At 72.4% G+C, this 13,324-nt stretch carries 11 protein-coding genes; 6 read left to right on the top strand and 5 right to left on the bottom strand.

The window, feature by feature from the left end; genetic code table 11:
- Positions 1 to 90: 90 nt before the first annotated feature.
- The gene (locus NQU55_RS14565) at positions 91 to 885 is read right to left on the bottom strand and encodes a phytanoyl-CoA dioxygenase family protein (protein ID WP_168095403.1); all 795 of its coding nucleotides are present in this window, start codon (positions 883 to 885) and stop codon (positions 91 to 93) included.
- A 239-nt stretch (positions 886 to 1,124) separates the two neighbouring features.
- Positions 1,125 to 4,058: an ATP-binding protein gene (locus NQU55_RS14560; RefSeq protein ID WP_256790646.1), complete on the bottom strand. Its 2,934-nt coding sequence runs from the start codon at positions 4,056 to 4,058 to the stop codon at positions 1,125 to 1,127.
- A gap of 2 nt (positions 4,059 to 4,060) precedes the next feature.
- Here NQU55_RS14560 and NQU55_RS14555 point away from each other — a divergent pair, with 2 nt between their 5' ends.
- From NQU55_RS14555 to NQU55_RS14540, 4 genes are all read left to right on the top strand, one after another.
- Positions 4,061 to 4,234: a hypothetical protein gene (locus NQU55_RS14555; protein ID WP_168095401.1), complete on the top strand. Its 174-nt coding sequence runs from the start codon at positions 4,061 to 4,063 to the stop codon at positions 4,232 to 4,234.
- Between the two features lie 285 nt (positions 4,235 to 4,519).
- Complete coding sequence (locus tag NQU55_RS14550; RefSeq protein ID WP_168095400.1) at positions 4,520 to 5,734, top strand: cytochrome P450; 1,215 nt, start codon at positions 4,520 to 4,522, stop codon at positions 5,732 to 5,734.
- Positions 5,735 to 5,834: 100 nt separating this feature from the next.
- Positions 5,835 to 6,659 carry an FkbM family methyltransferase gene (locus NQU55_RS14545; protein ID WP_256790645.1) on the top strand — a complete coding sequence of 275 codons (825 nt, stop codon included), beginning with the start codon at positions 5,835 to 5,837 and terminating at the stop codon, positions 6,657 to 6,659.
- A 110-nt stretch (positions 6,660 to 6,769) separates the two neighbouring features.
- Positions 6,770 to 7,504: a thioesterase II family protein gene (locus NQU55_RS14540; protein WP_256790644.1), complete on the top strand. Its 735-nt coding sequence runs from the start codon at positions 6,770 to 6,772 to the stop codon at positions 7,502 to 7,504.
- A 120-nt stretch (positions 7,505 to 7,624) separates the two neighbouring features.
- Here the strand turns inward: NQU55_RS14540 and NQU55_RS14535 are convergent, their stop codons facing one another.
- The 3 genes from NQU55_RS14535 to NQU55_RS14525 form a co-directional block, all read right to left on the bottom strand.
- Complete coding sequence (locus tag NQU55_RS14535) at positions 7,625 to 8,908, bottom strand: cytochrome P450 family protein (RefSeq protein WP_168096304.1); 1,284 nt, start codon at positions 8,906 to 8,908, stop codon at positions 7,625 to 7,627.
- 370 nt (positions 8,909 to 9,278) lie between these two features.
- The gene (locus NQU55_RS14530) at positions 9,279 to 10,064 is read right to left on the bottom strand and encodes a response regulator transcription factor (protein ID WP_240976981.1); all 786 of its coding nucleotides are present in this window, start codon (positions 10,062 to 10,064) and stop codon (positions 9,279 to 9,281) included.
- 56 nt (positions 10,065 to 10,120) lie between these two features.
- Positions 10,121 to 11,362, bottom strand: a complete 1,242-nt coding sequence (locus NQU55_RS14525; protein WP_168096303.1) for a sensor histidine kinase — start codon at positions 11,360 to 11,362, stop codon at positions 10,121 to 10,123.
- Between the two features lie 229 nt (positions 11,363 to 11,591).
- Between NQU55_RS14525 and NQU55_RS14520 the strand changes: the two genes are divergently transcribed.
- Positions 11,592 to 13,100, top strand: a complete 1,509-nt coding sequence (locus NQU55_RS14520; protein WP_372504725.1) for an alpha/beta hydrolase — start codon at positions 11,592 to 11,594, stop codon at positions 13,098 to 13,100.
- A gap of 13 nt (positions 13,101 to 13,113) precedes the next feature.
- Positions 13,114 to 13,281, top strand: coding sequence for a hypothetical protein (locus NQU55_RS14515; RefSeq protein WP_372504722.1), 168 nt, complete (start codon positions 13,114 to 13,116; stop codon positions 13,279 to 13,281).
- Positions 13,282 to 13,324: the final 43 nt, after the last annotated feature.

Raw genomic sequence — 13,324 nt, 5'->3', positions numbered from 1 at the left:
GCCGCGGCGCGCGTCCGTGGACCGGCCGCTGCGGGGAAGGCGTTCCGGGAGGGGAAGGGCGTTCCCGTACGGAAAAAGGTTCTGGTGGGGTCAGGCGTGCTTGAGCAGGCCCCGGTCGATCTCCAGGGCGTTGCGCGCGCGGCCCACGAGGTACTCGGGGCGCGGCTCGCCGGCCGGGCGCGGGGCCTGCGGGACCGGGTTGTAGGTGAGGATCAGCAGACGGCGGGGGTGCGGGGAGACGTTGGTGTTGGAGCCGTGCACCATCTGCGGGCTGAAGAACAGGACGCTGCCCCGCCCGGCCTTGGGGGCGACCATCTCGTGCCGCTCCACGACGTCGGAGAGCTCGCGGGGGGACAGGGCGTAGCGGTCCGGGTCGATGTGGCCCGTGCCGTCCCCGGCGGTCACGCGGTCGCGCTCCAGGGTGCCCAGGGTGTGCGAGCCGCGCAGGAAGATGACCGGGCCGTTGAACTCCGTGCAGTCGTCCAGCAGCAGTGCGACGTTCACCTGTGACGGGGCGGGCATGCCGTCGGCGTCCCGCCACACGATGTAGTCCTGGTGCCAGGCCCATCGCTCTCCGGCGAAGGACTGCTTGACGTTGACCTTCATCTGGTGGACGTACAGCTCGTCACCGGCGATCTGCCGGGCCGGGCCGAGGAGGCGCTCGGTCCGGGCCAGCCGGTGGAACACGGGGTGGCGCAGGTGCGAGGCGTAGACGGCGCGCAGCGTGCGTCCGTCGCTCTCGGTGACGACCTGGGGTCCTGGTGTCCGGGCGTCCTCCGTCAGCGCGTCGCAGAGCAGGTCCACCTCGTCGGCGGTGAACAGGTCCTCCTGCACCACGAAGCCGTCCCGCCGGTAACGGTCGAGGTCGTCCTGGGTCAGGGCCATGGGGGTCCCTCCGTATGCCGATGCGGGGACGGCTCTCGGTGGCGGGCGGCTGGTGGCGGGCTGTGGGTGGCGCGCGGTGGCAGATGGCGGGCTGGTGGCGGCTGGTCCGGTCGGCGGCTTCCGGTGGGCGGGCCCGCACGGCCATGCCGTCGGCGAGCACGGACACCAGAGATCGTCACGCCGCCCGCGACACCGGCACAAGGGATGCGGACCCCAGGTGATCCCCAGGGTCCGCCGCTTCAACTCCCCTCTGGGGTCGCTGCGTCGAGTGCCCTGGGGAGGTTCTCCCGGGAGGTGACGCGCAGTTTCCGGTAGGCCTGTGTGAGGTGCCATTCCACGGTCTTGACGGTCACGAACAGCGCCTGCGCGATGTCCCGGTTGCTCAGCCCCCGGGCGGCCAGGTCCGCCACGCGCCGTTCGGCGGGCGTCAGGGCGGAGGGGGACCTCTTGCGCCGGCCCGGGCCCCGGGGCGGGGCGTCGAGGGACCGCAGCTCCTCGCAGGCCCGGCGGTGCACTGCGTACGCCTCGCAGTCACCGGCCAGTTCGGCGGCGAGGTGGAGCTGCTCGCGTGCCGCGGAGGTCTTGCCGGCCCGGAGGAGCACGCTCCCGTACGTGTAGAGGGTGTGGGCCCGTTCGAGGAGCGCCGACGAGCCGTCCAGCACGTCGACGGCCTCCTCCAGCAGGCGCAGGCCTCGGTCCGCGGGCACCACCGGGGCGAGCGTCCGCAGGACGACGGCCAGGGGGCGTGCGGCTCCGAAGGCGTGGGCCCGGGCGAGTTCCTCCTCGCCGAGTGCGCGCGCGTCCTCGGCCCGTCCGCTGGCGTGGAGGGCCGTGATCACCGGGGCCCAGGCGCCGACCGCCTCCGCCGCCAGGCCGAGTTCCGCATCCAGCCGCCGGCCTTTCAGCAGGTCCGCCAGGCCTTCACCGGGGTGTCCGAGTTCGAGCCGCAGCCTCCCTCGGGCGCGCAGGAGGAAGAGGTGGGCGAAGGTGTCGCCCTCGGCGTCGAGGAGTTCGCGTGCCGACAGCGCGGCGCCGGCCGGTTCCAGGTCGCCCTGTTCGATCAGCGCCTCGACCAGCGCGGCCACCGCGACCGGCTGGACGGCGCTGGGGCTGCCCTCCGGCTCGCCGGCCTCCAGGGCGCCGGCGGCGAGCTGGGCGGCGGCGGACACCTGGCCGAGCTGCAACTCGACGTAGGCCTGGAGGCACTGGTCGAGGTGGAAGAGGTTCACGCCCCGGCGCCGCGATGCGTCGCCCAGGGCCCGGGCGGCGCGGCGGGCCTCCGGGAGGCGGTCGCAGACCACCAGGGACCAGGCCGCGGTGAGGGCCGCGCCCCAGCCGACGCCGTGCTCGGCCGCCGGCTCCGCCCGGCGCAGCGTGTCCGCGGCGAGGTCCGCGACCTGCGCGGCGTCCGTTCCGTTCCGCAGCAGGTCGAGGAGGGCGTCCCCGACGAATCCGTCGGTGCTCGGCCCGGTCGCCCGCTCCCGGATCCGGTCCAGGTGCCGCCGGATCCCGGTCAGGTGGTGCCTGCGGAGGTCACGGGCCCCCGGGGACAGCCTGGCGATGCAGGACAGCGCGTCGTCCAGGTGCGCGACGGCGTCCGCCTCGTCCAGTTCGACGATCGTGTCGGCCAGCACGGTGACGGCTTCCTCGAACCGCGAGCCCAGTGCGAGCGCCCAGGCCAGGTCCCGCGCGACGGCACTCCGGGCGTCCGGGTCGGTGGTGTGCTCCAGGGCTTCCCGGAGGTGGACGGCGGCCTCCTCGTGGTCGACCGACAACTCGGCGGCGCCGAGCCTGCTGAGGACCGCCGGCAGGTCGTGGCCGGCCGGTGGTTCGCGCAGGGCGCGCCGCAGGTAGCGGACGGCGTCCGGCTCGCACCGCCCGGTGGCCGACGCGGCGGCGTCCAGGAGGCTTCGGACCGCCCGGCGGTCGCCCTGGGGCGGCGCTTTCAACAGGTGTCCGGCGACCTGTTCCGGCGGGGCGCCGACGGCGGCCAGGGCGCGTGCCGCGCGGGCGTGCAGCCGGCCGCGGGTGAGCAGCGGTGTGCTGTGCTGGACGGCCATGCGGATCAGCGGTTGCGCGAACCGCAGCACCGGGCCGTCGACCAGGATCTCGGCGTCGATCAGCGCGGCGAGCGCCTTCTCGGCGCCGGCCGGGCTGAGGCAGGCGATGTCTTCCACGATCCGTGGATCGGTCACGCGGCCCAGCAGTGCGACCGTCTGGGCCAGTTCGAACGAGGGGTCCGGGAGGCTGCGCAGCTTGCGGACGACCCATCGCACGAGGCTGCGGGGCGCGTGCTCGGAGAGCCGGTCGAGGCTGGTCCCGGCGGGGATCGCAGGGCTCGGAGGGCTTGCGAGGCTCGTGGGGTCGGCATGGTGCCCGGGCTCGGTGGGGCTCCCGGGTCCGTCGGGGCTCCCCGGCCCGGTGGCCGCCTCGTCGAGCACGGCCCTCACCAGCATCGGGTTGCCGTGGGTGGCCTCGAAGAGCGTCTCGGCGAGGGCGGCGGGGTCGGGCCCGCCGAGGGTCTCCGCGCAGACCTGTTCGAGGGCGTGCAGGCTGAGCGGCGCGGGCCGGAGCACGGTCGACTCGAAGGAGGTGACCACGGCGCCCAGCAGGTCGGCGGCCGGGCCGGGGCCGCAGGGCTCCACGGCGACGGCCAGCACCATGTGGCTGCCCGCGACGCGGGCGGCGAGGTAGCTGAGGAAGCGCAGCGACGGCAGATCGGCCCACTGCGCGTCGTCGATGACGATCACGAGGCGCCGGTCACCGGCGAGGTCGAGGAGGATGCGGTGCAGTTCGTACAGCAGCGGGTGCCACCCCGCCGCGTGCGCCTCGTCCGGCAGCTTGCCGTGCAGCAGGTGCGCGATGCGCGAGCCGTGCGGCCCGGCGGGCGGGGTGTCGTCGTCCGCCGATTCGACCAGTTGCGCCACCGCCCCCAGGGCAAATGACGCCTCGAATTCATTGCCCCTGGCGTGGAGGACCAGGAATTTCCTGTCGACCGCTTTGGCCTGCAGGAGGTGCAGCAGACTGGACTTTCCGGTCCCCGCAGCGCCTTCGACCGCGAGAATTCCGCCGATTCCATCGCTCAAGTCGTCGAGCTTCCGCTCGATCCCGGTTATTTCCGCCTGCCGTTCGAGCAGTCCGGCCCGCGGCCCGTCCCATGCGTTGATTATCACGGTTGGCGATTCCCCCAAATTGCCTGGCCGAGAAGGTTCACTCCTGGAAAACTATTGAGGTTCCTGACGGATCGGACATCAAAGAGGACATCATCAAGGACTTCGACGTAGACATCGGGGTGGACATCGACGTGGAGATCAATGCAGACGTCAATGTGGACACGGCCTTCGTCTGAACTTCCGGAAAGAAGCCCGAAGATCGAACACTAGCCTAAGCGCTGCGACGCCGGTCTCACAGCGGGCGGACGACCGAAGAACGACCGATTCGAGCCGACGCGCCGGGGCCCCGCCGGGACGCCGGCACCGCCGCCCGGCCCCCGGCGATGGTGGCGCCGACCCCAGTTTTTCGGGCCGGCGACCCCGGAATCGGACCATCCGCCCCGTGGCACGTTTCTGGGGTTCTGCCCAGGGCGGGCGGCAGGCATGATCGGGAGGTCCCGCCCACCCTAGGAGCCGCAGGTATGCCACGTGCTCGACCGGTCACCGCGCCCTGCTCTCCGGAGCTCTGCGACCCGGAGCTCTACGCGCAGGGGCGCCCCGAGGAACTCTGGCAGCGGATGCGGCAGTCCGGACCCGTGCACGAGGGCGAGTACGACGGCCGCCGGTTCCACGCCGTCCTGTCGCACGCCGGAATCGCCCAAGTCCTCAAGGACTCAAGGAACTTCACCTCCCAGCAGGGCATGCGGCTGGATCAGAACCCCGCCGCGACGGCGGCGGCCTCGGGCAAGATGCTGATCATCACCGATCCGCCCCGGCACGGCGAGATCCGGCGCATCGTCAACGGCGCTTTCACCCCGCGCATGGTGGCCCGGCTGGAGCACACCATGCGCGAGACGGTCACCGCCGTGCTGGACGAGGCGCTGGAGGCCGGCGAGTGCGACTTCACCCTGGTGGCGGCCAGGCTGCCGCTCTCGGTGATCTGCGACATGCTCGGAGTGCCGCCGGGCGACCGGAACTTCATGCTCGACCGCACCATGGTGGCCTTCGGCTCGGGAGAGAGCGCCGACGCCGACCCGCTCGCACCGGCCCAGGCACACGCCGACATCCTGGCGTACTACGCTGACCTGCTGGAACGCCGCCGACGCGAGCCACGCGAGGACATCATCACCGCGCTGGCGCACGGCACGGTCGACGGCGTCCCCCTCACCGACGAAGAGATCTTCCTGAACTGCGACGGCATCGTGTCGGGCGGCAACGAGACGACACGGCACGCCGGCGCCGGCGGCCTCCTGGCCTTGGTCCGGAATCCACAGCAATGGGCGTCGCTGCGCGAGGCCCCGGAGCTGCTGCCGGGCGCGGTGCAGGAGATCCTGCGCTTCACCAGCCCCGCGATGCACGTCCTGCGGACCGCCACCGCCCCCGTCGAGCTCGCCGGTCGCACACTCGCCGCCGGCGACCAGGTGGCGCTGTGGCTGGCGGCGGGCAACCGCGATCCCGCCGTGTTCCCGGACCCCGACCGGTTCGACGTCACCCGGCGGCCCAACCCGCATCTCGCCTTCGCGGCCGGAGCCCACTACTGCCTCGGCGCGGCGCTCGCCACCAGGGAACTCTCCGTCCTGTTCGAGGAGTTGCTGCGGCGCGTGCGCAGTGCCGAGCTGACCGGTCCGCCACGGCGGACACGGTCGATCCTGATCCGGGGGTACGAGGCCCTGCCCGTACGGCTCCTTGCCGACTGACCTGCTGGCCGACCTGCCGGCCGGCCCGCCGATTGCCCTGGCGGTTGCCCCATCGGTTGCCCCATCGACCGTCCCGCCGCGTGAGCCCGAGGAGGCGATCATGAGCGAAAAGCGGGCCGCACCCGCCGTACCCCTCGCCCCAAGGCAGGAGGTGCGCCTCCCGGGCGGCCGGCGGGTGTCGTGCACCAGCCCCGCCGAAGCCCTGCTGATCTGGCGGGAGGCGACAGGCGACGGTCTGTACGGAGTCGCCGCACGACAGCTGCGCCCCCACGACACAGTGCTCGACATCGGCGCCAACGTCGGGCTGGTTTCGATCGCCTTCGCGGACGTACAGCGAACGCTCCGGATCGTCGCCGCGGAGCCGGTGCCGGACGTCTTCGCCTGCCTCCGGGACAACCTCGGCCGCCACGTCCCGGGCGCGACGCCGGTGCGGACGGCCGTGGGGACCGCGCCCGGCGTCCAGGACTTCACCTACTACCCGGCCGCGCCCGGCAACTCCGGCTTCTACGCCGACCGAGCCGCCGACGACGCCCTCACCAGGACGTTCCTGCGCCGCAGCGGACTCGACGAGGAGTCCGTCGAGATGATGACGGACGGACTGCACGACGGCTGCACGATCGAGGTCCCGGTCACCACCGTCTCCGCACTCATCAGAAAGCACGCCCTCGGGTCCGTGGCACTGCTCAAGGTGGACGTCGAACGCGCGGAGCTCGACGTCCTGCGCGGGGTCGAAGCCGCCGACTGGCCGCGCATCGACGCCGTCGTGGCGGAGGTCCACGACGAGGGCGGCCGGCTCGCGCAGCTGTGCGGGCTGCTGCAGGACGCGGGGCTCGTGCCGCAGGTACGGCAGGACCCCAGCCTGCGCGACACCGAGATGTACGAGGTCTACGCCCGCCGGGCCACCCGGGCGGAGCCGGGCCGATGAGCGCCGAGCGGGCGGAGCTCGTCACGCTGGGCGGGGAGCGGAACCGGACGGACACGATGAACCGTATGGGCCGGACGGATCGTATGGGTCGGATGGGTCGGATGGCCTGGATGGAGCGGCCGACGAGCACCGCGACGCAACGGACGCTGATCTGCGTGCCTCACGCGGGCGGCAGCGCCGCGGCCTTCCACGCCTGGCACCGGGCGTTCGGCCCGCGCGGAACAGCCGTCCGTGCCGTGCACTGGGAACGCCCGGACGGATCGGAGCACCGCTGCGGCATCGAGGCCCGCGCCGCCGCCCTCGCGGCCGCGGCGCGGAAACTGCCAGGGCCCTGGATCCTGCTGGGCCACAGCCTCGGCGCACTCATCGTCGCCGAGGCGGTCCACCAACTGGAGAACTCCCCCGGCCCGCTCCCGGAACGCGCGGTGCTCTGCGCGAGCGCGCCTCCCGGCACGCCCCGTTCCTTCCCGGCCGATGTGCTCCAGGCGTCCGACGAGCGCATGGCCTCCTACGTCCGACGGCTCGGAGGCACGGACGAACGCATCCTCGCCGACGCCGAGTTCGGCCCCCGCCTCCTGGCCGCGCTCCGCGCCGACCTGGACCTCATCGAGCGCTACGCACCGGACTTCACGCGCCCGCTCGCGACGCCCGTCTCGGTGTACGGCGCCACGGCGGACCGTGACGTCCCGGTCGAGTCCCTGGAAGGATGGCGGCGGTGGGCCCCGAAGGCCCAGGTGCGCGTCTTCGACGGCGGCCACTTCTTCCCGCACGAGGATCCGGCCGCGATCTGCCGGGCCGTCATGGCGGACTGCGGGCAGGGCGACCCGGACCCGTCCTTGCGGTAGCCGGACCGCTCATCGCCGTAACCCCTGGAGCGTCGGCACGAAGGGTGGCACGGCGGCGGTACCGCTCACCCGGGGCGGTCGAACGCCCCTGGGCGAGCGATGCGTGCAGCCGACCGGCGATCAAGCAGTCACGCCACCGGCCCCGTCCAGCCGCAGCGGCAGCCGTTCGAGCTTCCGCATGCCAGACACCGGCTGCCAGTTCAGCTCCTCGGGGCGCACGGCCAGGGTGAGGCCGGGCCGGCGGGCGAACAGCCGGTTGAGGGCGATTTCGGCCTCGTGGCGCGCCAGCGCGGCGCCGAGGCAGTAGTGCGGCCCGGCACCGAAGGAGACGTGCGCCTCCCCGCGGTTCTCGTGCTGCCGGGTGACGTCCAGCCGGTCGGCCTCCGCGAACTCGCGCGGGTCCTGGTTGGCGCCGCTCAGCGCGGCCATCACCGCGTCCCCGGCCTGGAACGCCGCCCAGCCGAGGTCGGCGTCTTCCGTGACGTACCGCATCCGCGACACCAGGACGGGCCCGCACCAGCGCAGCAGTTCCTGCACGGCCTGAGGCATCAGCTCCGGTTCGGCACGGACCAGGGCCAGCTGGTCGGGGTGGGTGAGCAGCGCCCAGACGCTGTTGGCGAGGAAATTGGCCGTGGTGTCGTGCCCGGCTATGACGAGGCTGAGCACCATCGTGACCAGCTCCCGGTCGGTGAGGCGGTCGCCGTCCCGCGCCCGGATCAGTTCGCTGATCAGGTCGTCCGCAGGCCGGGACCGGCGGCGGTCGACCAGTGCGTGCGTGTAGTCCACCAGGGGGCCGATCGTCTCGCCCAGGTGCTCCTGGTCGAAGGAGAGCGCGTGGGTCCAGCGCAGCCACGCGGGGCGGTCGGCGCTCGGCACGCCGACGAGTTCGCAGATCACCGTGATCGGCAAGGGGTAGGCGAACAGGCTCAGGAAGTCGGCGACGCCGTCCTCGGCATGTGCCTCCAACCCGTCCAGGAGCTCGTCCGTGAGCCGCTCGATGCGCGGGCGGAGGGCGAGCATGCGGCGCGCGGTGAATGCGGGCGACACCAGGCGGCGCAACCTGCTGTGGCTCTCCCCGTCGCTGTCGAGGAGGGTGTCGGCGAGGTACGGGATGAGGTCCTCGGCGAGGCCGAGCTTCCGCATCGCGTTGACCTGCATGCGCGGCGCGCCGCCGCCGGGGACCGAGGCCGGGTCGTTGGCGAACCGCGGATCGGTGAGCACCGACCGCACGCCCTCGTGACGTCCGACCACCCACATCAACGACCCGTCCAGCGAGCGCATGGGGCAGGCCGCCGCTTGCTCCCGTAGATGCGCGTAACCGGCGTGGGGGTCGGTGAGAATGTTCGGCGGCGCACCACCCGCTTCGGCAGAACCGTGCTGCTTGCTTCCGGGCTGACCACTCATCTCTGCCCTCCGTCTGCTCGTGGCGACATACTCAGGGATTGGCGACCGGCCCGCGGAAACCGTTTCCACTCGTTGGATGGAAACGCTGAAGCGCGGAACGCGCATTCACAGAAGACCACGGGTCAGGGTTCCGCAGACCACGAGTCGAGGTTCAGCGCGCGGGCATAAGACGAGGGCGTCCCATGTCAGGACACAAAAGCAGTCCCGGACACCCTCCAAAGGGACTCCGCCCCCGGATGGACGGCGAGTTGAAGGCTTCAACGAGGGGTTACCGCACGCCTTTTCATGCCACACCGGGCCGCCCCCCCGGTCGATCCCCGGCCCATCCCCGGTCCATCCGCGGGCCATCCCCTGGCCGCCTCAGGCCGCGTCAGCCGGTGACCCCGGGTACCACCAGACCGGACTCGTACGCGATCACCACCGCGTGGGTCCGGTTCTGCGCACCGAGCTTGGTCAGGACGTTCCCGACGTGTGTCTTCACCGTCTCCAGGCTCACCGTGAGCGACTCGGCGATCTCCGGGTTGGACATGCCGGTGGCCATCAGGCGCAGCACCTCCTCCTCGCGCCCCGTCAGCGCCGCCGTCGGCAGCGCCTCGGTGGAGGACAGCGGACGGGGGGTGACCATCCGGCGCAGGGCGGCCGGGAAGAGGATCGCTTCCCCGGCCGCCACCACCCGCACCGCCTCCGCGATCTGCCGGACCGGAAGCCGCTTGAGGACGAACCCGGCGGCCCCCGCGCTGAGCGCGGCGGTGACGTAGTCGTCGTTCTCGAAGGTGGTGATCACGATGACCTTCGGTGGTTCTGCCACGCCCGGCTCGGCCAGCAGCTGCCGGGTGGCCTCGATCCCGTTGCGGCGCGGCATCCGCACATCCATCAGGACCACGTCCGGCCGCAGCCGCCGCGCCTGCTCGACCGCCTCGACGCCGTCACCGGCCTCCCCGACCACGGCGATCCCCGGCTGTGCCGCGAGCAAGGTGCGGAGACCGCTGCGGGTCACCTCGTCGTCGTCCGCGATCAGGAGGGTGACGGGAGTGCCGGCAGGGCTGGTGGTGGCGGAGCCTGTGCCGGTGCTTGTGCCGGTGCCGGTGCCGGTGCCTGCGCCTGTGGCGGAGCCGGCGCCTGTCGCGGCGCCTGTCGCGGCGCCCGTGCCGGTCATGACGGCTTCGCGCGTCTCAAGGCCGGTGGCAGCGTCTGCGCTCGTGTCAAAGCCGATCATGCCGACAACCGTACCGGCAGCCGGACCGCCAGCCGCCAGTGCCGCGGCCCGGCCGGGCCGACTTCGATCTCACCGTGCAGCAGCCTCACGCGCTCGGCCAGCCCGGGCAGGCCGTGCCCGGATGTCGGGAAGGCGCCCCGGCCCGTGCCCTTCCCCGTACCCGCGCTCGTCCCCTCCCCGGTCCGGTTGACCACAGTGAGCTCCAGGCAGTCCGCCGCGGCCGCCACGCGGACCTCGATCGGACCGCCCGCCCCGTGCCGCAAGGCGTTCGTCAACGCCTCCTGCAGGATCCGGTACGCGGCCCGGGAGAGCGTCCCCTGCACCTGCGTCAGCTCGCCCGACAGCTCTGGCTCCACCACCGCGCCCGCATGCCGCAGCCGGCCCAGCAGTTCGGGCAGATCAGCCAACGTGCGGGTGGGCGCGGTCTCCGACTCCTGCTCGCGCAGCACGCCCAGCACGTAGTCCAGGTCCTCCAGCGCGGCCCGGGCCGACTCCTCGATGCTGCGCAGGGCGGCCCGCGCCGCGACCGGGTCGGCGGAGAGTACCTCGCCCGCGACCGCCGCCTGGATCGTGGTCGCCGTCAGCGTGTGCCCGATCGAGTCGTGCAACTCGTGGGCCAGCCGGTTGCGTTCGGCCAGGGCCAGCTCCCGCTCGGCCGCCAGCGCGAGCTGCTCGGCCGGCGACGGCCCCAGCAGCTTCGGCGCCGACCACCGCAGAGCGTTCGTCACCACGACGCACGCAGTCGCAGCCAGCAGGACACATCCGAGCGCCAACGCCCAGCTCTGCCAGCCGCCCACCACCCGTACCGTCCGGCCGGACAGGCTCAGGCCCGCCTCGGCGCCGAGCGGGAGGGTCAGGCCCGCGAGGAGCAGCAGTCCACTCACCAGCGCCCCCGTCCACCCCAGTGCCACGTGCAACAGCAGCCAGGCAGGAGTCCGCCAACGGTCAGCGGCGGGGGCAGGAGCGGGAACGGGGTCCGGCAACGGCACCCTCAGCAGCCGGCGGGCGGACACGATCAGCACCCGCCGCGTGATGCGGGCCGGCCCTGCCGCGCCGATCAGTGCCGCCCAGAGCAGCAGGGTGAGAACGAGCTGCACTCCATAGGGAGCGGAGGGCCACACCAGCGCCGGCAGCATTGCGACGGGCAGCATGGGAAGGCTCGCCAGCGCGCCGCAATAGGCGAACAGCGCACCCGAATACGTGGAGCCGCGCAGCAGCGGCCGGACATGCTTGATCATAATCCGCCCAGTATGACCCGGTAGCTCACCGGGGTCCTCCCTCGATCGGGGGAGCTCTGTCTCCTGCTTTCCCGCGATGTGCACCGAGCCCGCAGAGGCCAGGATCTTGCCCTGAACATCCGGCCGGAGGACGGCCCGCCGGCCCGTGAAGGGCGGCGGCCCCTTCACCACTCCCCCCGTGAGGACGAGCATTACTGTGCGAAACATACGAAACGCGCGAGACAGACGAATAGCACCTCTCCTGAGCGTCGGCATCGCGACGGCCTTCGTTTCGGCGCTGACACCCGCAACAGCGTTCTCCGCGCCTGGCGCCTCTGCAGCGAAGGACCCTCTGCGGCAGTACGCACAGCAGACGCCCCATTGGCAGCGTTGCGGTGCAGGAAGCCCCGCCACCTTTCAGTGCGCGACTCTCAAGGTGCCGCTGGACTACAGCGATCCCGGCGGCAAGGAGATCGACATCGCGGTATCCCGGCTGAAGGCGAGCAGCGCGAAGGAACGTCGCGGCGTTCTGCTGCTCAACCCCGGCGGCCCCGGCGGGCCGGGCCTGGACATGCCCGTCGACCCGAACGTGAATCTCCCCGAGGAAGTGAAGAGACAGTACGACATCATCGGGTTCGACCCGAGGGGCGTCGGGCGGAGCTCTCCTGTCAGCTGCGATCTGACCGACGACGAAGAGAACTTCGAGCGCCCGTACAAGGCCGGCACCTTCGCGAAGGATGTGGAGTGGGCACGTACGGTGGCCGACAAGTGCCGCGCCAAGGCGGGTGACACCCTGCGGCACCTCACCACCCGCAACACCGCTCGGGACATGGACGTCATCCGTGCCGTGCTGGGCGAGGAGAAGCTCTCCTACCTGGGGTTCTCCTACGGCACCTACCTGGGCGCCGTCTACACGCAGATGTTCCCCCGGCGAACCGAGCGGTTCGTGCTGGACAGTGCCACCGACCCCGCGCGGTTCGGGCGGGGCGTCTTCCAGGGGATGGCGGAGGGGACCGAGCCCGCCTTCACGCGGTGGAGCGAGTGGACCGCCCGGCGGCACACGACGTACGGACTGGGGAACACCCCGGCCGAGGTCCGCAGGACCTTCTGGGACCTGATCGCCCGGGCCGACCGCGAACCCGTCGTCCACGACGGAAAACCCCTCACCGGCGACGACATCCGCGGCGAGCGTGCCATGTTCTTCCACGTCCGGAACGCCGCCCGAAGGGTCGCCGAACTGAAGCAGGCCGCCGAGGGCAAGGAGCCGGCCCCGTCCGGCATACCTAGGCAGGACCCGGCCCCCGTTCCGCCGGCGCCCGCCCCTGACATCCCCTCGGACAACGCGACCGCGAGCGCCTGGGCCGTCATATGCGCCGACACCCGCACGTCCTGGCCGGACGACCCCGAGCAGTACCGCCGCGACGCGATCCGCGACAAGGCCCGGTATCCGCTGTACGGCGATGTCGCGTCCAACATCAAGCCGTGCGCCTTCTGGAAGCAGGGCAGCGAGCCCGCGACAGTGGTGAACAACGAGGTCAGCGCTCTGATCCTGCAGAACGAGTGGGATCCCCAGACGCCCCTGGCCGTCAGCCAGGGCATGCGCCGCGCTCTGCACGGCTCCCGGATGGTCACCGTCGCCGGCGGAGAGGGACACGGCGTCTTCGGCACCGGCTCCTGCGCGGACCGGAGCGCCACGGTCTACCTGACCACGGGCAGGCTCCCGGACAGGGACCTGACCTGCCGAGCGCCGACTGCGTAAGGGAACGGGACCGGTGGCCGGCGCCGGACATCCTGCGGGCGGGCGACCGGCCCGGCACCCAGCGGGCGGCAGCCGGCAGGTCGCCCACAAGGCCGCCCGGATCGTCGCCGCGGAAGTCTCCCGCTTCCTCGGCGGCAAGCCCCTGGCCCACTGCGCCAATCCGGAGGTACTGGCGGCCTGACGCGGGGGTCGATGGCGGGGCTCGGCGGGGGGGTCCGCGGGGG

The sequence above is a fragment of the Streptomyces telluris genome (genome assembly GCF_024519335.1).
Classification (GTDB): domain Bacteria; phylum Actinomycetota; class Actinomycetes; order Streptomycetales; family Streptomycetaceae; genus Streptomyces; species Streptomyces telluris.
The sequence above is the reverse complement of the archived record's forward strand: the minus strand, read 5'-3'. Positions and strand labels throughout refer to the sequence as shown.